18 protein-coding genes are annotated in these 18,880 nt (G+C 71.0%); 9 read left to right on the top strand and 9 right to left on the bottom strand.

Annotation, left to right across the window (positions count from 1 at the left end; all coding sequences use genetic code 11):
- Positions 1–352: 352 nt before the first annotated feature.
- Positions 353–994, bottom strand: a complete 642-nt coding sequence (locus tag ACGFRG_RS34360) for a DNA-3-methyladenine glycosylase (protein ID WP_361431578.1) — start codon at positions 992–994, stop codon at positions 353–355.
- Between the two features lie 85 nt (positions 995–1,079).
- Between ACGFRG_RS34360 and ACGFRG_RS34355 the strand changes: the two genes are divergently transcribed.
- From ACGFRG_RS34355 to ACGFRG_RS34345, 3 genes are all read left to right on the top strand, one after another.
- Positions 1,080–1,862, top strand: coding sequence for a sporulation protein (locus tag ACGFRG_RS34355; protein ID WP_361431580.1), 783 nt, complete (start codon positions 1,080–1,082; stop codon positions 1,860–1,862).
- 40 nt (positions 1,863–1,902) lie between these two features.
- Positions 1,903–2,439 carry a YbhB/YbcL family Raf kinase inhibitor-like protein gene (locus ACGFRG_RS34350; RefSeq protein WP_393270374.1) on the top strand — a complete coding sequence of 179 codons (537 nt, stop codon included), beginning with the start codon at positions 1,903–1,905 and terminating at the stop codon, positions 2,437–2,439.
- Positions 2,440–2,596: 157 nt separating this feature from the next.
- Positions 2,597–3,103: an HNH endonuclease gene (locus tag ACGFRG_RS34345; protein ID WP_361431586.1), complete on the top strand. Its 507-nt coding sequence runs from the start codon at positions 2,597–2,599 to the stop codon at positions 3,101–3,103.
- A 182-nt stretch (positions 3,104–3,285) separates the two neighbouring features.
- Here ACGFRG_RS34345 and ACGFRG_RS34340 read toward each other — a convergent pair whose 3' ends face one another.
- The 4 genes from ACGFRG_RS34340 to ACGFRG_RS34325 all read right to left on the bottom strand — a co-directional run bounded on the left by ACGFRG_RS34340 (position 3,286) and on the right by ACGFRG_RS34325 (position 6,476).
- On the bottom strand, positions 3,286–4,059 hold the full coding sequence (locus ACGFRG_RS34340) for a sulfite exporter TauE/SafE family protein (RefSeq protein ID WP_361431588.1): 774 nt from the start codon (positions 4,057–4,059) through the stop codon (positions 3,286–3,288).
- A 134-nt stretch (positions 4,060–4,193) separates the two neighbouring features.
- On the bottom strand, positions 4,194–5,123 hold the full coding sequence (locus tag ACGFRG_RS34335) for an SPFH domain-containing protein (protein ID WP_188274572.1): 930 nt from the start codon (positions 5,121–5,123) through the stop codon (positions 4,194–4,196).
- A 79-nt stretch (positions 5,124–5,202) separates the two neighbouring features.
- Positions 5,203–5,625: an NfeD family protein gene (locus ACGFRG_RS34330; protein WP_188274571.1), complete on the bottom strand. Its 423-nt coding sequence runs from the start codon at positions 5,623–5,625 to the stop codon at positions 5,203–5,205.
- A gap of 59 nt (positions 5,626–5,684) precedes the next feature.
- Positions 5,685–6,476, bottom strand: coding sequence for an ABC transporter ATP-binding protein (locus ACGFRG_RS34325; protein WP_361431592.1), 792 nt, complete (start codon positions 6,474–6,476; stop codon positions 5,685–5,687).
- Positions 6,477–6,613: 137 nt separating this feature from the next.
- On the opposite strand from ACGFRG_RS34325, the gene ACGFRG_RS34320 reads away from it, so the two are divergent.
- Positions 6,614–7,408 carry a hypothetical protein gene (locus ACGFRG_RS34320; protein ID WP_361431595.1) on the top strand — a complete coding sequence of 265 codons (795 nt, stop codon included), beginning with the start codon at positions 6,614–6,616 and terminating at the stop codon, positions 7,406–7,408.
- Positions 7,409–7,497: 89 nt separating this feature from the next.
- Here ACGFRG_RS34320 and ACGFRG_RS34315 read toward each other — a convergent pair whose 3' ends face one another.
- The 3 genes from ACGFRG_RS34315 to ACGFRG_RS34305 form a co-directional block, all read right to left on the bottom strand.
- Positions 7,498–7,743, bottom strand: coding sequence for a chaplin (locus tag ACGFRG_RS34315; protein ID WP_361431597.1), 246 nt, complete (start codon positions 7,741–7,743; stop codon positions 7,498–7,500).
- A 159-nt stretch (positions 7,744–7,902) separates the two neighbouring features.
- Positions 7,903–8,544, bottom strand: a complete 642-nt coding sequence (locus ACGFRG_RS34310; protein ID WP_361431599.1) for a response regulator transcription factor — start codon at positions 8,542–8,544, stop codon at positions 7,903–7,905.
- On the bottom strand, positions 8,537–9,682 hold the full coding sequence (locus ACGFRG_RS34305) for a GAF domain-containing sensor histidine kinase (RefSeq protein ID WP_361431602.1): 1,146 nt from the start codon (positions 9,680–9,682) through the stop codon (positions 8,537–8,539). Before ACGFRG_RS34305 ends, ACGFRG_RS34310 begins: the two co-directional genes overlap by 8 nt.
- Before the next feature lie 277 nt (positions 9,683–9,959).
- Here ACGFRG_RS34305 and ACGFRG_RS34300 point away from each other — a divergent pair, with 277 nt between their 5' ends.
- The 3 genes from ACGFRG_RS34300 (at position 9,960) to ACGFRG_RS34290 (ending at position 12,725) form a co-directional block, all read left to right on the top strand.
- Positions 9,960–10,655, top strand: coding sequence for an SDR family NAD(P)-dependent oxidoreductase (locus ACGFRG_RS34300; protein WP_393270389.1), 696 nt, complete (start codon positions 9,960–9,962; stop codon positions 10,653–10,655).
- Entirely contained in the window at positions 10,652–11,785 is a 1,134-nt protein-coding gene (locus ACGFRG_RS34295) for an S-adenosylmethionine:tRNA ribosyltransferase-isomerase (RefSeq protein WP_393270366.1), read from the top strand. Before ACGFRG_RS34300 ends, ACGFRG_RS34295 begins: the two co-directional genes overlap by 4 nt.
- A gap of 274 nt (positions 11,786–12,059) precedes the next feature.
- Positions 12,060–12,725: a transglycosylase SLT domain-containing protein gene (locus tag ACGFRG_RS34290; protein WP_361431608.1), complete on the top strand. Its 666-nt coding sequence runs from the start codon at positions 12,060–12,062 to the stop codon at positions 12,723–12,725.
- 88 nt (positions 12,726–12,813) lie between these two features.
- On the opposite strand, the gene ACGFRG_RS34285 is transcribed toward ACGFRG_RS34290, so the two are convergent.
- Complete coding sequence (locus ACGFRG_RS34285) at positions 12,814–15,384, bottom strand: FHA domain-containing protein (protein WP_393270363.1); 2,571 nt, start codon at positions 15,382–15,384, stop codon at positions 12,814–12,816.
- A 263-nt stretch (positions 15,385–15,647) separates the two neighbouring features.
- Here ACGFRG_RS34285 and ACGFRG_RS34280 point away from each other — a divergent pair, with 263 nt between their 5' ends.
- Both ACGFRG_RS34280 and serB read left to right on the top strand, forming a co-directional pair.
- Positions 15,648–17,339, top strand: a complete 1,692-nt coding sequence (locus ACGFRG_RS34280; protein WP_393270386.1) for a streptophobe family protein — start codon at positions 15,648–15,650, stop codon at positions 17,337–17,339.
- A 220-nt stretch (positions 17,340–17,559) separates the two neighbouring features.
- Positions 17,560–18,825: a phosphoserine phosphatase SerB gene (serB, locus tag ACGFRG_RS34275; protein WP_361431615.1), complete on the top strand. Its 1,266-nt coding sequence runs from the start codon at positions 17,560–17,562 to the stop codon at positions 18,823–18,825.
- The last annotated feature ends 55 nt before the right edge of the window (positions 18,826–18,880 follow it).

Genomic DNA, 18,880 nt, shown 5'->3' with positions numbered 1-18,880 from the left:
TTTGGCACGCTGTTGAGTTCTCAAGGTACGGACGCTTCCTTTGTTCCCGTTTCCGGGCCCTCCGGGCGCTTCCTTCGTTTCCGACTCTATCAGACTCTTTCGTGTCCGATTCCCGTGTCGGCGGGATTTGCTTTCCGGGGTTTTCGCTTTCGCGCTTTCCCTTTCGGCGTGGTCACTACTTTAGCTGATTTCCCCTGCCGCTCATAATCGAGCCGCTGAATCCGAATTTCGGCATGCCGAAACAGGGACCCGTTCGGGTCAGTCGTAGGTAGTGGGTGGCCGCTTCGGGTTGCTGAACAGCAGGGCCCGTCTCAAGCGGCTCGGGCTACGTTAGGCGTCCGGCGGGGCCGAGTCAAGTTGCGCGGCGGCGTGGCTGGTGCGGGCGGTAGGGGCTGACTGTCGGGTCGTCAGAGATCCAGAAACGCCAGGGATGTGGGGCCCCCTCGCCGCCCACTCCGGTGCGCGGACCACTGCGCACCAGGTCGGGGCCGGGGGGCGTCCCCATGAGTACGGACAGCGGGGCTTCGGGGCCGGAGCAGACGTCCGTACCGTCCAGGGCCCGGTCGATGTCCAGGGCCGTGGCCAGGCGGGCCGGGCCTTTGGCCAGTTCCTTGTCATTTCGGGCCGAGATTCGACGTTTGCGGGCCAGCTCCGCGCCCACCTGGATCTCGCCCGCCCGCAGCAGCACCCCGCTCGCTCGGCCCTCGGGTCCGCACACCAGGTTGAGGCAGTGCCACATCCCGTAGGTGAAGTAGACGTACGCGTGTCCGGGCGGCCCGAACATCACGCCGTTACGAGCGGTCCGGCCCCGGAAGGCGTGGGAGCCGGGGTCATTGGCTCCGTCGTACGCCTCCACCTCCGTCAGGCGCAGCTCGACCGGGCCGTCGGGGGTGCTTCGCACCAGGGTGCGGCCGAGCAGGTCGGGGGCGACCTCCAGGACAGGGCGGTCGAAGAAGGCGCGTGTCAGTGGCGTACGTTCCGGGCCCGCGATCATGGCGTACGAGCGTAGCGGTTGGCGGCGCGGAACCGGAGCCCGTGGTCGTGCGTTCACCAGGGGCAGGATCTATGGAGGGAAGAGTATGGGGTTCAAGCGTCTGCTTGCGAGCCTGGGGGCCGGGGGCGCTTCGGTGGAGACCGAGCTGACCGAGGCCAATGTGGTGCCGGGCGGTGTCGTCCAGGGCGAGGTGCGCATCCAGGGCGGGTCCGTGGACCAGCAGATCGAGGGGCTGTCCGTCGGACTGCAGGCGCGGGTCGAGGTCGAGGGCGGTGACCACGAGACCAAGCAGGACATCGAGTTCACCAAGGTGCGGCTCGGCGGGGCCTTCGAGGTGAAGGCGGGCGCGGTGCACGTGGTGCCGTTCGGTCTGGAGATCCCCTGGGAGACGCCGGTCACGACCGTCGACGGGCAGCCGCTTCGCGGAATGCACATCGGTGTGACGACAGAGCTGGAGATCGCCCGGGCGATCGACGCGGGTGACCTGGACCCGGTCAACGTGCATCCGCTGCCGGCGCAGCAGGCGATCCTCGACGCCTTCATCAAGCTGGGCTTCCGCTTCAAGAGCGCGGACATGGAGCGCGGGCACATCCGTGGGACGCGGCAGCGGCTGCCGTTCTACCAGGAGATCGAGTTCTACGCGCCGTCCGAGTACCGCGGGCTCAACCAGGTGGAGCTGACGTTCGTCGCGGACGACCGCGCCATGGACGTGGTCCTGGAGATGGACAAGAAGCCGGGCCTGTTCAGCGAGGGCAGCGACTCGTACCGCTCGTTCCAGGTCGGTCTGTACGACTTCCAGGGGACGGATTGGGCCGCGTATCTGCACCAGTGGCTGGCGGAGGTCGGCGGCAGGCGCAACTGGTTCTAGGCTCGGCCCCATCACTGGACACCGATCAGGAGGTTCCCGCGTGAGCGAGCTCAAGAGGCCGCCGCTTCCCCATGACTTCCACCCCGAGGTGCCGTCGTTCACCGTGGTGAGCGACGACGTCCAAGAGGGCGCGGCACTGAAGGACGCCCAGGTCTACGCGGCGGGGAACACCTCGCCCCACCTTCGGTGGGAGGGGTTCCCGGCCGGGACGAAGAGCTTCGCGGTGACGTGCTTCGACCCGGACGCGCCGACGGGCAGCGGGTTCTGGCACTGGGTGCTGTTCGACATCCCGGCGTCGGTGACCGAGCTGCCGGCGGGCGCGGGCAGCGGGAAGTTCGAGGGGCTGCCCGCCGGGGCGGTCCAGGTCCGTAACGACTACGGGTCGAAGGACTTCGGCGGGGCGGCTCCACCCGCCGGGGAGTCGCACCGCTATGTCTTCACCGTTTACGCGGTGGATTCGGAGAAACTGGGGCCGGACACGGACGCCTCCCCCGCCGTCGTCGGATTCCATCTGCGTTTCCACGCAGTGGGACGCGCCCAGCTGATCGGCACGTACACCGGTCCCTCGAACAGCTGACTCCAGGTAGCTGATCGTTCCTTCATTGTTTGCCCTGCTCTGGTCTTGGAGAGATCAGAGCAGGGCATTTTTAATGCGTTGTCCGTTGTGGCGAGCCCGGCCAGAGTTGATCCAAGCCCGCCAGGGGGTGGGCCGGCACTACGCGGAGGTGGGCATTATGCGGGACACACTGGTACTGAACGCGAGCTTCGAGCCGCTGTCGACGGTGACGCTGAACCGTGCCGTGGTGCTGATCCTCCAGGACAAGGCCGTCGTCGAGCAGGAGCATCCCGAGCTGAGGATGCGTGCGGCCGCCGTCGAGATACCGGTGCCGCGGGTGATCAGGCTCTGCCGCTATGTACGGGTGCCGTTCCGAAGACAGGCTCCGTGGTCGAGAAGGGGGGTGCTGGTCCGGGACCAGCACCGGTGCGCGTACTGCGGGCGGCGCGCGACGACCGTGGACCATGTGGTGCCGCGGGCGCAGGGTGGGCGGGACAGCTGGTTGAACACGGTGGCGTCGTGTGCGGAGGACAATCACCGCAAGGCCGACCGGACGCCGGAGGAGGCGGGGATGCCGCTGTTGCGGGCGCCGTTCGTGCCGTCGCCCGCTGATGCGATGCTGCTCGGCATGGCGGCCGGGGATCGGTCCGCTCTGCCGGAGTGGTTGGCTCGCGGGGCGGCGTGATTCTTGTGCGGTTCTTCGACTGCGGGCCGTGCGTGGCTGGGCGCGCCCACGCGGCGGAGCCGCACAATGACACAGCCCCGCGCCCCTTAAGGACAAGGACAAGGGGCTGCGCCCCGCAACCACAGGGCTGCGCCCCGCAAACGGATGGGGCCCGCCGCTTTTCGCGGCGGGCCCCATCCTTTTCAGCGCAGCACCAGCTGCACGATCGCCACCACCCCCACCGCGATGATCACGCCGCGCAGCACCGTGGGCTTCAGGCGGCGGCCCAGCTTTGCGCCTAGTTGGCCGCCGATGGTGGAGCCGACGGCGATGAGCAGGACGGATGTCCAGTCGAAGTCGGCGACGAAGAGGAAGAAGAGGGCCGCGACGCCGTTGACCACGGCGGCGAGGATGTTCTTGACGGCGTTGACGCGCTGCAGGCTCTCGTGGAGCAGCAGGCCCATCAGGGAGAGATAGAGGACGCCCTGGGCGGCGCCGAAGTAACCGCCGTAGATGCTGGCGAGGAAGAGCCCGACGAGGAGCAGGACCCCGCCGTCGGGGTTGGTCTCGGTGCCGGTGACCTCGCGGCGGCGCCTCAGCGCTGCGGCGATGCGGGGCTGGAACAGGACGAGCAGCAGCGCCAGGCCGACCAGTGCGGGGACGACCGCGTCGAACGCCTTCGACGGCAGGGCGAGCAGCAGAATCGCGCCGGTCAGTCCACCGATGAGGGCGGCGGCGCCCAGGCGCAGGACCCGGTGGCGCTGGCCGCTCAGTTCCTTGCGGTAGCCGATGGCCCCGCTGATGGAGCCGGGGACCAGGCCGAGGGTGTTGGACACGTTCGCCGTGAGCGGCGAGAGACCGGTGGCCAGCAGCACGGGAAAGGTGATCAGGGTGCCGGAGCCGACGATCGTGTTGATGGTGCCGGCGCCGACGCCGGCCGCGAAGACCGCGAGTGCTTCCCAGATGGACAAGGCCATCTCCTTACACAATCAGTGAGACGCCTCCCCGCCATGGAGGTCGAGGGGCCGTACTGATCATGCACGCTTGTGTGAAGGAGACAGTCGTCCGGGTCGCACCGTGGACTTCGCGTCCGCCGTCGCGCCAACTCGCGTCAGTCGACGGGGGGTTCCTCGCGGCGCTCGGCTCCGGTGTTGAAGCCGGGCATCCCGCTGCCGAGGTTGCCGAACGCGCCGGACAGGCCCTTGAGCGCGTCGCCGATCTCGCTGGGCACGATCCAGAGCTTGTTGGCGTCGCCCTCGGCGATCTTCGGGAGCATCTGGAGGTACTGGTAGGAGAGGAGCTTCTGGTCGGGGTCGCCCGCGTGGATGGACTCGAAGACCGTACGGATCGCCTGGGCCTCGCCCTCGGCGCGCAGCGCGGCCGCCTTGGCCTCACCTTCGGCGCGCAGGATCGCGGACTGCTTCTCGCCCTCGGCGCGCAGGATCTCGGACTGCCGGACACCCTCGGCCTGGAGGATGGCCGCGCGCTTGTCACGGTCGGCGCGCATCTGCTTCTCCATCGAGTCCTGGATGGAGGTCGGCGGCTCGATCGCCTTGAGCTCGACGCGGTTGACGCGGATGCCCCACTTGCCGGTGGCCTCGTCGAGGACGCCGCGCAGGGCCGCGTTGATCTCCTCGCGGGAGGTCAGGGTCCGCTCCAGGTCCATGCCGCCGATGATGTTGCGCAGCGTGGTGACGGTGAGCTGCTCGATGGCCTGGATGTAGCTGGCGACTTCGTAGGTGGCGGCCCGGGCGTCGGTCACCTGGTAGTAGATGACGGTGTCGATGTTGACGACCAGGTTGTCCTGGGTGATCACCGGCTGGGGCGGGAACGGCACGACCTGCTCGCGCAGGTCGATGCGGTTGCGGATCGAGTCGATGAACGGGACGACGATGTTCAGTCCGGCGTTCAGCGTCCTCGTATAGCGGCCGAAGCGCTCCACGATGGCCGCGCTGGCCTGCGGGATCACCTGGATGGTCTTGATCAGGGCGATGAAGACCAGCACCACCAGAATGATCAGGACGATGATGATCGGTTGCATCGCGTTCCCCGTGCCTCTCTTGCCTCTAGGAAGTGCCCGGAAGCGCTGACGCTCCCGGCCCGGATGATCCTGGCATGGTTCACATCACGATGGCAGTCGCTCCGTCGATCTCGACCACATCGACCTGCTGGCCGGGTTCGAAGGACTGGCCGTCGTCGAGCGTACGGGCGGACCAGACCTCGCCCGCGAGCTTGATCCGGCCGCCGCTGCCGTCGACTCTTTCCAGGACGACCGCCTGACGGCCTTTCAGCGCGTCTATTCCGGTGGCGAGTTGGGGCCGCTCGCTGCTGTGCCGGGCCGCGATGGGCCGTACGACGGCGATGAGCGCGACCGACACCACCAGGAAGACGAGCACTTGGGCCACGGTGCCCAGGCCCAGGCCCGCGCCGACGGCACCCGCGACCGCGCCGACGGCCATCATGCCGAACTCCGGCATCGCGGTCAGTACGAGGGGGATGCCCAGACCCGCTGCTGCGATCAGCCACCAAACCCATGCGTTCACGAGGTCATGGTAGGTCCGGGCACCCCGTCACGGACAGTGCACCTTTGAACGGCCGGGCGTCAGGCCAGCGGGAGCCCGGTCGCGGAGTAGCGGTCGCCGCGGTGCTCGACGACGAGCGGGAGCCCGAAGCAGAGCGAGAGGTTACGGGAGGTCAGCTCGGTCTCCATGGGGCCGGCGGCGAGCACTTTGCCCTGGCGGATCATCAGGACGTGGGTGAAGCCGGGGGCGATCTCCTCGACGTGGTGCGTGACCATGACCATCGAGGGCGCGAACGGGTCGCGGGCGAGCCTGCCGAGGCGGCGGACCAGGTCCTCGCGGCCGCCGAGGTCGAGACCGGCGGCGGGCTCGTCGAGGAGCAGGAGCTCGGGGTCGGTCATCATCGCGCGGGCGATCAGGGTGCGCTTGCGCTCGCCCTCGGAGAGGGTGCCGAACTTCCGGTCCAGGTAGTCGGTCATGCCGAGCCGGTCGAGGAAGGCGCGGGCACGCTCCTCGTCGACGGCGTCGTACTGCTCCTGCCAGGTGGCGGTCATGCCGTACGCGGCGGTGAGCACCGTCTGGAGCACGGTCTGGCGCTTGGGCAGCTTGTCGGCCATGGCGACACCGGCCATGCCGATGCGCGGGCGCAGCTCGAACACGTCCACCTTGCCGAGCCGGTCGCCGAGGATCGTCGCCGTGCCGGTGGTCGGGAAGAGGTAGCTGGAGGCGATGTTGAGGAGGGTGGTCTTGCCGGCGCCGTTGGGGCCGAGGATCACCCAGCGCTCGCCCTCCTTGACCGACCAGGAGACGTCGTCCACCAGAGCGCGTCCGTCGCGGACCACGGATACGTCCACCAGCTCCAGTACATCGCTCATGAGCGCGTTGTCTCCCCATGCAATCGTCTTGAGGTCCGGGCTGTGCCTGTGGGCAGGGCCCCGGGAAATCTCCCAGACAAAACCTACGCCACTGACGGAGTGGACCTGCGGTGAGGGCCAGTCCCTAGGCTGGACCCATGTTCTCGGAACCACGTTCAGGTCGGCTGGCCGCATGGGGAAACGCCCTGTTGGCCGGGAAAGTATCGCCGGACGACGCCGCGCTGGCGATCGTCGGGGACGACACGGTGCACCGGGTGGCGGGGCTGCCCGGGGAGGCGGCGCCGGTGGGGCTCACGCTGGCGCTCGGGCGGCTGCGCGCGCTCGGCGTCTGCGGCTTCCGGGTCGCGCTGCCCGCGCCGGGGCATCCGCTGGGGCTCAGCGGGCCGCCGGAGTTCAACGCGCGGGCGCTGGAGGCCGGGGAGGCGGTGGTCGGCTTCGGGGCGCCGCACGGTCTGGTGCCGGAGGTCCGCGAGGCGGGTCCGGCCGGTGATGTGCACACCGAGGTGGTGTGGCACTGCCTGGCGGTACGTGAGGCGCCGCCCGCCGATGTGCCCTCGCTCGGGGAGGCGGAGCGGGAGCTCGCGGAGGCGCTGCGGGACGCGACGGCGGCGCTGACCCGGCTCGACATCGCCGGGGCGGGTCCGGCGGCGGAGGCGGCGATCGACGCGTACCGGGCGCGCGCGGAGGGCGCGGACGACGAGGTCCTGGCGCCCGGCTACCCGCCGCGTGCGGTACGGGTGTTGGAGCTGGCCCGGCGGGTGGGGCTGCTCGTCTCCGTGGCGCAGGCGGCGGAGGGGCGCTCGGTGGCGGGCGCGGTGAGCGCGTCGGAGCTGGCGGCGCGCAGTGCGGTGCTACGACCGGTGGAGCGGGTCGCCCGGCGGGCGCGGGTCGCGGCGTACAACGCGGTGGTGGAGGAGAGGGAGCGGGGGTAGCGGGCCGGGGCTTCCGGGGGCACCGCCCCCGGGCCCCCGAGCGGGAGCTTCGCCCCCTGACCCGCTACCCCCTGAACCGCTGCGCGCAGTCAGCTGTTCTCGCACTCGTTCCCGAACGCCGGGTTCAGCAGGCCGACCACGTTGATCGTGTTGCCGCAGACGTTGACCGGGACGTCGACCGGGGCCTGGATCAGGTTGCCGGAGACGATGCCAGGGGAGTTCTTGGCCTCGCCGTTCGCGTTCGCTCCGTCGTGGGCGGACGCGGCACCGGCGCCGGCGGCGACGATTCCTCCGGCGATCATGGCGACGGCGGCGGCCTTCTTCAGGTTCTTCACTTCAGGTTCCTCCTGGTCTCGCTGCGGCGAGCGCCGCAGCACGCCATGAAGAACGCCTGTCGTACGAAGGGGATGCGCCGGACGGGTGACATCCACCCGACAGTATGAATCTCTCACCGGAGCATGACGATCCGTATTTACGGATCGTCGGCCCCGCACCTACCCCGCGACCCCGTGCCGCACCGCCCACAGCGCCGCCTGGGTGCGGTCCGCGAGGTCGAGCTTCATCAGGATGTTGGAGACGTGCGTCTTGACGGTCTTCTCGGAGAGGACCAGCGCCCGGGCGATCTCGCGGTTGGAGCGGCCGTCCGCGATCAATCCGAGCACTTCGCGCTCGCGCTCGGTGAGCGAGGTGCCCCGGCCCTGGCCGGCGCCCGCGTCGTCCTGGGAGAGCAGCGCCCCCGCGACCTCGGGCTGCAGCAGCACATGGCCCGCGTGCACCGAGCGGATCGCCCCGGCCAGCGCCTCCGGGTCCACGTCCTTGTACACATAGCCCGCCGCGCCCGCCCGCAGCGCGGGCACCACCGTGCGCTGCTCGGTGAAGCTGGTGACGATCAGGACCTTCGCCGGGTTGGCGAGCGTGCGCAGCTTGCGCAGCGCCTCGATGCCGTCCATGCCGGGCATCTTCACGTCCATCAGGACGACGTCGGGCTTCAGCTCCTCGGCGCGGGCGACCCCCTCGGCGCCGTCGGCGGCCTCGCCGACGACCTCGATGTCGTCCTGGACCTCAAGGAACGTGCGCAGTCCGCGGCGGACCACCTGGTGGTCGTCGACCAGGAGCACTTTGATGCTGTCAGCCACCTGGCACCTCCATCTCGATCGTGGCGCCCTCACCGGGTGCCGATTTCACGATGAGCCGGCCCCCCACGCCGCTCGCCCGGTGCCGCATCGACACCAGGCCGAGGTGGCGGCCGGCCCGGCGGACCGCGCGGGGCTCGAATCCCTTGCCGTCGTCGACGACCCGTAGGGCCGCGCCCTGGCCGCGTCGTACGAGTACTACGGAGACGTGCTGTGCCTGCGAGTGGCGCAGGGCGTTGTGCAGGGCCTCCTGGGCGACGCGCAGCAGCGCCTCCTCCTGGGCGGGCGGCAGTGCCCGCACCCCGCAGTTCTCGAAGGTGACCTGTGCGCTGTGGGCGCGGTCGAGCACCTGGATCTGGGTGCGCAGGGTGTTGACCAGGCCGTCCTCCTCCAGGGCGGCCGGGCGCAGCTCGACGACGGCGGCGCGCAGCTCGTCGGCGGCCTCGGCGGCGAGCACGGCCACCTGCTGGAGCTCGCCCTTGGCCCGGGCCGGGTCGCGATCGACGAGGGCGGCGGCCGCCTGGGCGGTGAGCCGCAGCGAGAACAGCTTCTGGCTGACCGCGTCGTGCAGCTCGTGCGCCAGGCGGGTGCGCTCCTCGGTGATGGTGAGCTCGCGGCTGCGTTCGTAGAGGCGGGCGTTGGTGAGGGCGATCGCCGCGTGCTGGGCGAGGATGCCGAGCAGTTCGGCGTCGTCCTCGGTGAAGCCGCAGCCGCCGTCGGGCTTGGGGCAGCGCTTGTTGGCGAGGAAGAGGGTGCCCAGCGTCTCCTCGCCGTCGCGGATCGGCACGCCCAGGAAGTCGGACATGTCGGGGTGCGCGGCCGGCCAGCCGCCGAAGCGGGGGTCCTTGCGCACATCGGCGAGCCGCTCGGGCTTCTCCTCGTGCAGCATCGCCGCGAGGATGCCGTGCTGGCGCGGCAGTGGCCCGATCGCCTTCCACTGCTCGTCGCTGACGCCGTCGACCACGAACTGGGCGAAGCCGCCGTGGTCGTCGGGGACGCCGAGCGCCGCGTACTCCGCGTCGAGCAGCTCGCGGGCCGACGCGACGATCGTCTTGAGGACGTCGCGGACCTCAAGATGCCTGCTCATCGCGAGGAGCGCGGTGCTCACGGCGGCGAGGCCGGAGCTCGGTCGGTGACTCATGGGATCACCGTACCCGTGGGGTGTGACGGCGCGTATCCGCCTGTGGACGGCGCTGGACCGGGACCCGGGGACTAGGTCGAAGTGCCTTGATCGGCTGGGGCGGTCGGCTGAGGTGGACGGGACGGGCGGGGAGTGACGCTGGGGCTGTCGGCCGGAGGAGCCCGGTCCGCCGACGGGAACGGTCGACGCAGACGGACGACGAGAACAGCCGGCGGGCATGGACAACGGCACGGACAACGGCACGGAACGACGGGCACTCGCCGAGGGGACGGACATCATGCCGGTAGCGATCATCACCGGGGCTTCGAAGGGGCTCGGCCTGGCGCTGGCGCGGGCGCTGGCCGCGCGGGGCTGGGATCTCGTACTGGACGCGAGGACCGCGTCCGTATTGAAGGAGAGCGCCGACGGGCTCGACGGGCACGGGGGCAAGGTCGTACCGCTCGCCGGGGACGTGACCGACGCCGCCCACCGCCGCGCCCTGGTGGCGGCGGCCGAGGAGCTCGGCGGGCTCGACCTGCTGGTGCACAACGCGAGCGCGCTGGGCGCCGAGCCGCTCGTACCGCTGGACAGGCAGCCGCTGGACGGGTTCCGGGCGGCTCTTGAGACCAATGTGGTGGCGGCGCTCGGGCTGGTGCAGGAGTCCCTGGGGCTGCTGCGGGTCTCGCCCGCGGGGACGGTGATCGCGGTCAGTTCGGACGCGGCCGCCGAGGCGTACGAGATGTGGGGTGGTTACGGGGCGTCGAAGGCGGCCCTCGACCAGCTGGCGGCGGTGCTGGCGGTGGAGGAGCCGGGGCTGCGGGTGTGGGCGGTGGATCCGGGCGACATGGCGACCGATCTGTACCGGGCCGCCGTGCCCGGGGACGAGGAGGGGCGGCCCGAGCCCGCGTCGGCGGTGCCCGGCTTCCTGCGGCTCCTGGACGAGCGGCCGGCCAGCGGGCGGTACGCGGCCCCCGCTCTGGTGGCGGGGGAATGATGACGGCCGACATCGCCATCCGGGTGCCCGAGGAGCTGCTGGCCTCGGTGCCGGCCGAGGTGCGCGGCGCGGGGCGGGACGACGTACGGCTGCTGGTCTCGCGGGGCACCGAGGTGAGCCATCACGCGTTCCGGGAGCTGGCCGGGCAGCTGCGGGCCGGGGACGTGCTGGTGGTCAACACGTCGGCGACCATGCCGTCGGCGGTGGACGGCACGGCGGACGGCGAGCCGGTGGTGGTGCACTTCTCGACGCTGGGCCCGGACGGGCGCTGGGCGGTCGAGCTGCGCACCCCGGAGCCCTCGGGCAGCACCCGCCGGCGCACGGGTACGCGCGCGTGGACGTCCGTGGCGCTGCCGGGCGGGCACCGGCTCGTCCTGGAGGAGGCGCTGAGCGCGGCCGGGGACCGGCTGTGGTGGGTGCGTACGGACGCCTCGGACGTGCCGGGGCTGCTGCGGCGGTACGGGCGGCCCATCCGCTACTCCTACACCGCGCGCGACCAGCCGCTCTCCGCCTACCAGACGGTCTTCGCGCTGGCGACGCCGGACGGGGCGGGCTCGGCGGAGATGCCGAGCGCCGCGCGGCCCTTCACGGTGGAGATCGTCGCGGAGCTGGTGCGCCGGGGTGTGCAGTTCGCGCCGATCACCCTGCATACGGGGGTGGCCTCGGCGGAGGCGCACGAGCCGCCCTACCCCGAGCGCTTCGAGGTGCCGGCGGCCACGGCCTGGCTGGTGAACGCGGCTCGGGCGGCGAGAAGGAGGGGCGCGCGAAGCGCTTCCTTGCAAGGGCGGTGGCGGGTGACGGGTGGGCGGATCGTCGCGGTGGGCACCACCGCCGTGCGGGCGCTTGAGTCGGCGGCCGGGGCGGACGGGGTGGTGCGGGCCGCCTCGGGGTGGACGGATCTGGTTGTCACCCCCGGACGCGGGGTACGCGTGGTGGACGGGCTGCTGACCGGGCTGCACGAGCCGGAGGCCTCGCATCTGCTGATGCTGGAGGCGATCGCCGGGCGGGCCGCGATAGGCGCCGCGTACACCGAGGCGCTGGCCGGGCTCTACCTCTGGCACGAGTTCGGCGACGTCCACCTCATACTTCCGGACGACAACCGTCACTCACCGAATTGCTCTTGCAACTGATGGTGAAACTGATACGGGACCGATGTGAGCCCGGGCATAGGACGCACATCACTTACGAAGCAGCGTAGTGGACGCATAAAGACGCTGTGAGCCGGGCCAGCGGGGGCGGGGAGCAGGTTTTCCCCGCCCCTGATCCACTATCCGGCTTCGTACGTCACACCTTTGCCACGGGATTTTGCGGCCGCTAAGAATGGCTCCCGTCGCACAGCGCTGCGGCTCCACGCCGCGGCGCTTTCGTGTGCCGTCCCCGTCATTCGGAAGAGGTTCAACAGCCATGCCCGAGTCCAGCAACCCTGGTCACAGTCGTCTGAACAAGACGCACAAGATCTCGCTTGCCGGCGTCGCCGCCCTCGGTGCCGCCGCCCTCGCCTTCTCGGTCCTGCCGGGCAGCGGCGAGTCGGGCACCGCAGTGGCCGCCGAGCCGGCCTCCTTCTCCGTGACCGCCGCCGGTGCCAACGCGAAGAACGTCGCGCAGAGCATCACCAAGCAGCAGGTCACCGCCGTCAAGCTGGCCAAGGCGCAGGCCGAGGCCGACGCGAAGGCCAAGGCCGAGGCCGAGGCGAAGAAGCGCGAGGCGGACGCCGCCGCGAGCCGCGCCGCCGCCCGCAAGCCGGTCTACACGAACAACCTGGACGGCTGGATCCGTCAGTCCCTCGACATCATGAAGGACAAGGGCATCCCGGGTTCGTACAACGGTCTGTACCGCAACATCATGCGGGAGTCGACCGGCAACCCGAACGCCGTCAACGGCTGGGACGTCAACGCCGTCAACGGCACCCCGTCGATCGGCCTGCTCCAGGTCATCCAGCCGACGTTCAACGCCTTCCACGTGCCCGGCACGTCCAGCAACATCTACGACCCGGTCGCCAACATCACCGCCGCGGCGAACTACGCGGCGAAGACGTACGGCTCGATCGACAACGTCAACGGCGCCTACTGATCGCGCGCCTCTTCGGACGCTGACGGCAGACGGCGAGAGGGCGGCACCCCGTGCGGGGTGCCGCCCTCTCGCCGTCTTTGTGCGGTGACTACTTCCGCATGACCTCCGGCTCATGGCGGCGCAGCAGGCGCGCGACCGCGAAGCCGCAGACGACACCGAGGAAGATCAGCACGGTGATGTTGATCCCCCACTGGCTCGCCGAGTGCTTCCACAGCGGGTCCAGGTCGGTGGGGTGGTTCTGGTCCCACGGCGGCATCAGATGCGCGAGGTCCAGGGTCGAGCCCGCGCCCGCGATGGCCCAGCGCGACGGCATCAGCCAGGCGAACTGCTCCAGGCCGATCGAGCCGAAGACCTTGAAGAGGATGCCGGTGAAGACGACCTGCACGATCGCGAACATGACGAGCAGCGGCATGGTCTTCTCGGCGGTCTTCACCAGCGAGGAGATGACCAGGCCGAACATCATCGAGGTGAAGCCGAGCGCGATGACCACCAGGCAGATCTCGACGGCCGGCGGCATGATCAGGCCCTCCTTGGGGAGGTCCCGGGTGGAGAAGCCGATGCCGCAGATGATGACGCCCTGGACGGCGGTGATCACGCCGAGCACGATGACCTTGGACATCAGGTACGCCGAGCGGGACAGGCCGGTGGCCCGCTCCCGTTCGTAGATGACCCGTTCCTTGATCAGTTCTCGTACGGAGTTGGCCGCGCCGGAGAAGCACATGCCGACCGCGAGGATCAGCATGATCGTGCCGGCGTCGCTGTTGAACCGGCTGGGCGGGGTCGGCGCGCCGAGGCCGAACTTCGCCGGGATGACCACGCTGACCGCGCCGAGGACGGCGGGCAGGATGACCATCAGGCCCAGGAAGCCCTTGTCGGAGGCGATGACCGACGTGTACCGCCGCATCAGGGTCCACAGCTGGGAGCCCCAGCCCTGCGGCTTGGGCGGGCGGATCTGGTTCGGCGCCGGCATCTGCACCGACTGGGCGGCGACGGCGTCGATGTCCGCGGCGTACATCTGGTAGTGCTGCGAGCCCTTCCAGCGGCCCGCCCAGTCGTAGTCGCGGTAGTTCTCGAAGGCGGAGAAGACATCGGCCCAGGTGCCGTAGCCGAAGAAGTTGAGCGCCTCCTCCGGCGGACCGAAGTACGCCACCGAGCCGCCCGGCGCCATCACCAGGAGCTTGTCGCAGATCGCGAGCTCCGCCACCGAGTGGGTGACGACGAGGACCGTGCGGCCGTCGTCGGCGAGCCCGCGCAGCAGCTGCATGACATCGCGGTCCATGCCCGGGTCGAGGCCCGAGGTCGGCTCGTCCAGGAAGATCAGCGACGGCTTGGTCAGCAGCTCCAGGGCGACCGAGACGCGCTTGCGCTGGCCACCGGAGAGGGAGGTGACCTTCTTCTCCTTGTGGATGTCCAGCTTGAGCTCGCCGAGGACCTCGTCGATCCGCTGCTGGCGCTCGGCCTCGCTGGTGTCGGCGGGGAAGCGCAGCTTGGCCGCGTACTTCAGCGCCTTCTTGACGGTCAGCTCCTTGTGCAGGATGTCGTCCTGCGGGACCAGACCGATGCGCTGGCGCAGCTCGGCGAACTGCTTGTACAGGTTCCGGTTGTCGTAGAGGACGTCGCCCTGGTTGGCGGGCCGGTAGCCGGTGAGCGCCTTGAGCAGGGTGGACTTGCCGGAGCCCGAGGGGCCGATGACCGCGATCAGCGACTTCTCCGGGACGCCGAAGGAGACGTCCTTGAGGATGTCCTTGCCGCCGTCGACCGTCACCGTGAGGTGGCGGGCGGAGAAGGAGACGTCACCGGTGTCGACGAACTCCTCAAGACGGTCGCCGACGATACGGAACGTCGAGTGGCCGACGCCGACGATGTCGTTGGGGCCGAGCACCGCGGTGCCGCCCTTGGCGACCGGCATACCGTTGACGTACGTGCCGTTGTGGGACCCGAGGTCGCGGATCTCCATCCGGCCGTCGGGGGTGGCGTGGAACTCGGCGTGGTGGCGCGAGACCTGGAGGTCGGAGACGACCAGCTCGTTCTCCAGCGCACGGCCGATGCGCATCACCCGGCCGAGCGCCATCTGGTGGAACGTGGTGGGGCTGCGGTCGCCGTAGACCGGCGGCGCGCCCGCGCCCTGGCCGGGGCCCTGCTGCTGCGGGAAGTGCGGCTGCTGCTGCGCGGGCGGGGCCTGCTGCTGCCACGCCTGCTGCTGCGGGGCCGCCTGCTGAGGCTGCTGAGGCGCCCAGCCGGGACCGCCGTGCTGGGGCTGCTGCTGCGGCGGGGCCTGCTGCGGCGCCTGCTGGGCGGCGGCCGCGGGCTGCGCGTACGCGCCGGCACCGGCGGGCGCGGCTGCGGCGGCAGCGGCGGCACCGGTGAGATTCAGCCGCGGGCCGTCCGTCGCGTTGCCCAGGTGCACCGAGGAGCCGGGCCCGATCTCCATCTGATGGATCCGCTGGCCCTGCACATAGGTGCCGTTGGTGCTGCCGTGGTCCTCGATGACCCAACTCCGGCCGCCCCAGCTGATCGTGGCATGCCGCCACGAGACCCTGGCGTCGTCGACGACCAGGTCGCCCTGCGGATCACGTCCGAGGGTGTACGACCGGGACGCGTCGAGCGTCCAGGTCCTGCCATTCAATTCCAGTACGAGTTCCGGCACTCCATGCCCCACTTGTTGTCCCCCGAGCAATCCCCCGATACAGGGAGTCTAGGGATGGCGAACATCGGGGGGAACTATTTCAGGCCCAGGCTCGTATCCGAAACCCGGCCCTTGTGAATTACGTGCACAGACCTGTATCAGTCCCGCAACAGCCGTGCACGAACGCGCCGTTGACTTGGGTGAAACGCCCCCGGACAGTAGTAACCACCCATGACTGCGTACGGATCATGCGCGAATGGGGCAAGTCGGAGCAAATCCCGGGGGTCCTGATGAGCATGGGCGACAGGGGCGCGAAGAAGGTTTCCGGAGCGCCCGCCACCCCCGGTGCGAAGGAGGCGCGAGAGGCGTCCGGGCGGCTGCCCTGGGGCGATGTGCTGCTCGCGTCGGTCGCCTCGGTCAGCTGGGCGCTGGTCGCGATGGCGGGCGTCGCGGCCCTCGGGCTGCATCTGCTGGGCGCGGACGCGGCGGGGGCGCTGGGGCCGATGACCGCCGCCGTGGTGGTGCTCGGCGCGGGCGGTTCGGTCACCCCGTCCGGGGACGTCTCGGCGTTCGGGCTGACCGGCGCCGAGGCGAGGACGGCCATCGACATCACGCCACTGGGTGTCTCGCTCGCGGGCGCGCTGCTGCTCGCGTTCTTCTTCCTGCGCTCGCTGCGGGCGGCGGGCACCACGCTGCCCGGGGCGGAACTCGCCGCGCGGGTCGGCGGGGTGACGGTGCTGTTCGTCGGCGTGGTCGCCGGGCTCGGCTGGGCCGGGCACGACCTCGTCACCATCGACGGCGGAGCGCTGGGGCTCGACAAGGCGAAGGTGCCGGGGACCGGCGGGGTGTCCATCCCCGGGCTCGGCGACCTCGGGGACCTCGGCGGGCTGCTGCCGGACCGGCTCGGCAAACTCGCCGACGCCAAGGCGCGGGTCGGGTTCACCGTGAACACGGCGCACTCGCTGGCGGGAGCGGTGCTCTGGGTGCTCGGCGTGGTGCTGATCGCGCTGCTCGCCTCCCGGCGCACCCCGCTGCCGCCCGGCTGGGAGTGGGCGCACCGCACCGTGCGACCGGCCGCCTCCGCGCTGGTCGCGGTGGTCCTGGTGGCGGTGCTCGCGGGCCTCGCGGCGGCCGCGTACGCCCTCGTCGGCGACGACCACCCGAAGCGGATCGCGGGCGCCGCGCTGCTCGGCGCGCCGAACGGCGTGTGGCTGGCGATCCCGCTCGGCCTGCTCGTCCCGTGGAGCGGGCACGCGAGCGGCGCCTTGGTGAAGGTGCTGCCCGACCCGCTGAACAAGCTGCTCGGGGTCCGAACCGACCAGCGGGTGAGCCTGGGGCGACTGGCCGAACTGGACAGCCGCGTCTATCTGTTGGCCGTCGCGCTGGGCGTGATGATGCTGTACGCGGGGGTGCTCGCGGCATCGCGCACGCCGGTGCGCGGAGTCTCGGCGGGGGCGTTCGCCGGGCGGTGCGCGCTGGCGCTGGGTGCGGTGACCGCGCTCGCCCTGCCGCTGATGGTGTGGCTGACGGGTGTCTCCGCCGACGCCTCGCTCTCGGTGCTCGGCTTCGACGCGTTCGGCGCGGGGATCGCGCTCCACGGGAACGCGGGGCTCGCCCTGGTGCTGGGCGCGGCGTGGGGCGCGGCCGCGGGCGGAGCCGGGGCGCTGCTCGCGTACGCGGTGGGGGCGGCGGGGCGACGCGTGGCCGGGCTCGCCGAACGGGACCCGGCCCCGGCCGCTCCGGGACCGGGCGCCGACGAGGTGTACCGGCGGCCCGGGCCCTACACCCCGTCGCCGGTGTACCGGCCCTCGCACGACGAGACCAACCCGTATCTGCGCGCGCCCGAGCAGGGGGTGCACGGGGCGCCGACGGTGGCGGGGCCGCTGACTCCCCCGCCGCAGCGCGCCCGGCCCCGGCAGCGCCCGCCGGAGCCGCCGCAGGACAGGCCGCCACCACCTTCGGCGGGCAGGCCATGGGGTTCGGGGTGAGGCCCGGCCGAGATCGGACCGGGGGTCGGCCGGGACCGGGGTGAGGCTCCTCGGCGCCGCCGGAAATACGGCGAGCACCCCGCTCGGCGACCGTGGGATCACCTGGAAGTGACGATGAGGTGGCGCTCCGCTGTCGATTCGTCGACGGGCGGTGACACGCTGTCCGGTGGGCGGGACAGGCCGTCGGGGGCGCGGGCCGGGCCTATACGGTGGGATCACCATGAGCGCATCACAGCCCCCTCGCCCCGCTGGTCACACCCCTGACGAGCCGCTCGGTGCGACCGCCGGAGCCGACGTCCCCACCCTCCTCGTCAAGATCTTCGGCAAGGACCGGCCCGGGATCACCGCCGGGCTCTTCGACACCCTCGCCGCCTACGCCGTGGACGTCGTCGACATCGAGCAGGTCGTCACCCGTGGCCGTATCACCCTGTGCGCGCTCGTCACCGAGCCGACCGTGAGCACGGCGGGCGAGCTGCGGGCCACCGTGCACAGCTGGGCGGAGTCGCTGAAGCTCCAGGCCGAGATCATCTCCGGCATCGGCGACAACCGGCCGCGCGGCAGCGGGCGTTCGCATGTCACCGTGCTCGGGCACCCGCTCACCGCCGAGTCCACGGCGGCCATAGCGGCCCGGATCACCGCCACCGGCGGCAACATCGACCGTATCTTCCGGCTCGCCAAGTACCCCGTGACGGCGGTCGAGTTCGCCGTCTCCGGCACCGAGACCGCACCGCTGCGCACCGCGCTCGCCGTCGAGGCCGCGGCGCTCGGCGTCGATGTCGCCGTCGTCTCGGCCGGGCTGCACCGCCGCGCCCAGCGGCTCGTCGTGATGGACGTGGACTCCACGCTCATCCAGGACGAGGTCATCGAGCTCTTCGCCGCGCACGCCGGCTGCGAGGACGAGGTCGCCGAGGTCACCGCCCAGGCGATGCGCGGCGAGCTCGACTTCGAGCAGTCGCTGCACGCGCGCGTGGCGCTGCTCGCCGGGCTCGACGCCTCCGTAGTGGACAAGGTCCGCGCCGAGGTGCGGCTCACTCCGGGGGCGCGCACCCTGATCCGTACGCTCAAGCGGCTCGGCTATCAAGTGGGCGTCGTCTCGGGCGGGTTCACCCAGGTCACCGATGATCTGCGGGAACGGCTCGGCCTCGACTTCGCCTCCGCCAACACCCTGGAGATCGTCGACGGCAAGCTCACCGGACGCGTCACCGGCGCGGTCGTCGACCGGGCCGGGAAGGCCCGGCTGCTGCGCGAGTTCGCGGCCGAGGCGGGCGTACCGCTCGACCAGACCGTGGCGATCGGCGACGGCGCCAACGATCTCGACATGCTCAACGCGGCCGGTCTCGGGGTCGCCTTCAACGCCAAGCCGGTGGTCCGCCGGGCCGCCCACACGGCCGTGAACGTACCGTTCCTGGACGCCGTCCTCTACCTTCTCGGGATCACCCGCGAGGAGGTCGAGACCGCCGACGGGCTCGTTGACGAGCCCCACTGACGCGCGGACGCACAAGGCCCCGGCAGCGTGCGCGCCGGGGCCTTCTGTCGTACCG

This window comes from Streptomyces sp. NPDC048696, from assembly GCF_043198895.1.
GTDB lineage: Bacteria > Actinomycetota > Actinomycetes > Streptomycetales > Streptomycetaceae > Streptomyces.
The sequence above is the reverse complement of the archived record's forward strand: the minus strand, read 5'-3'. Positions and strand labels throughout refer to the sequence as shown.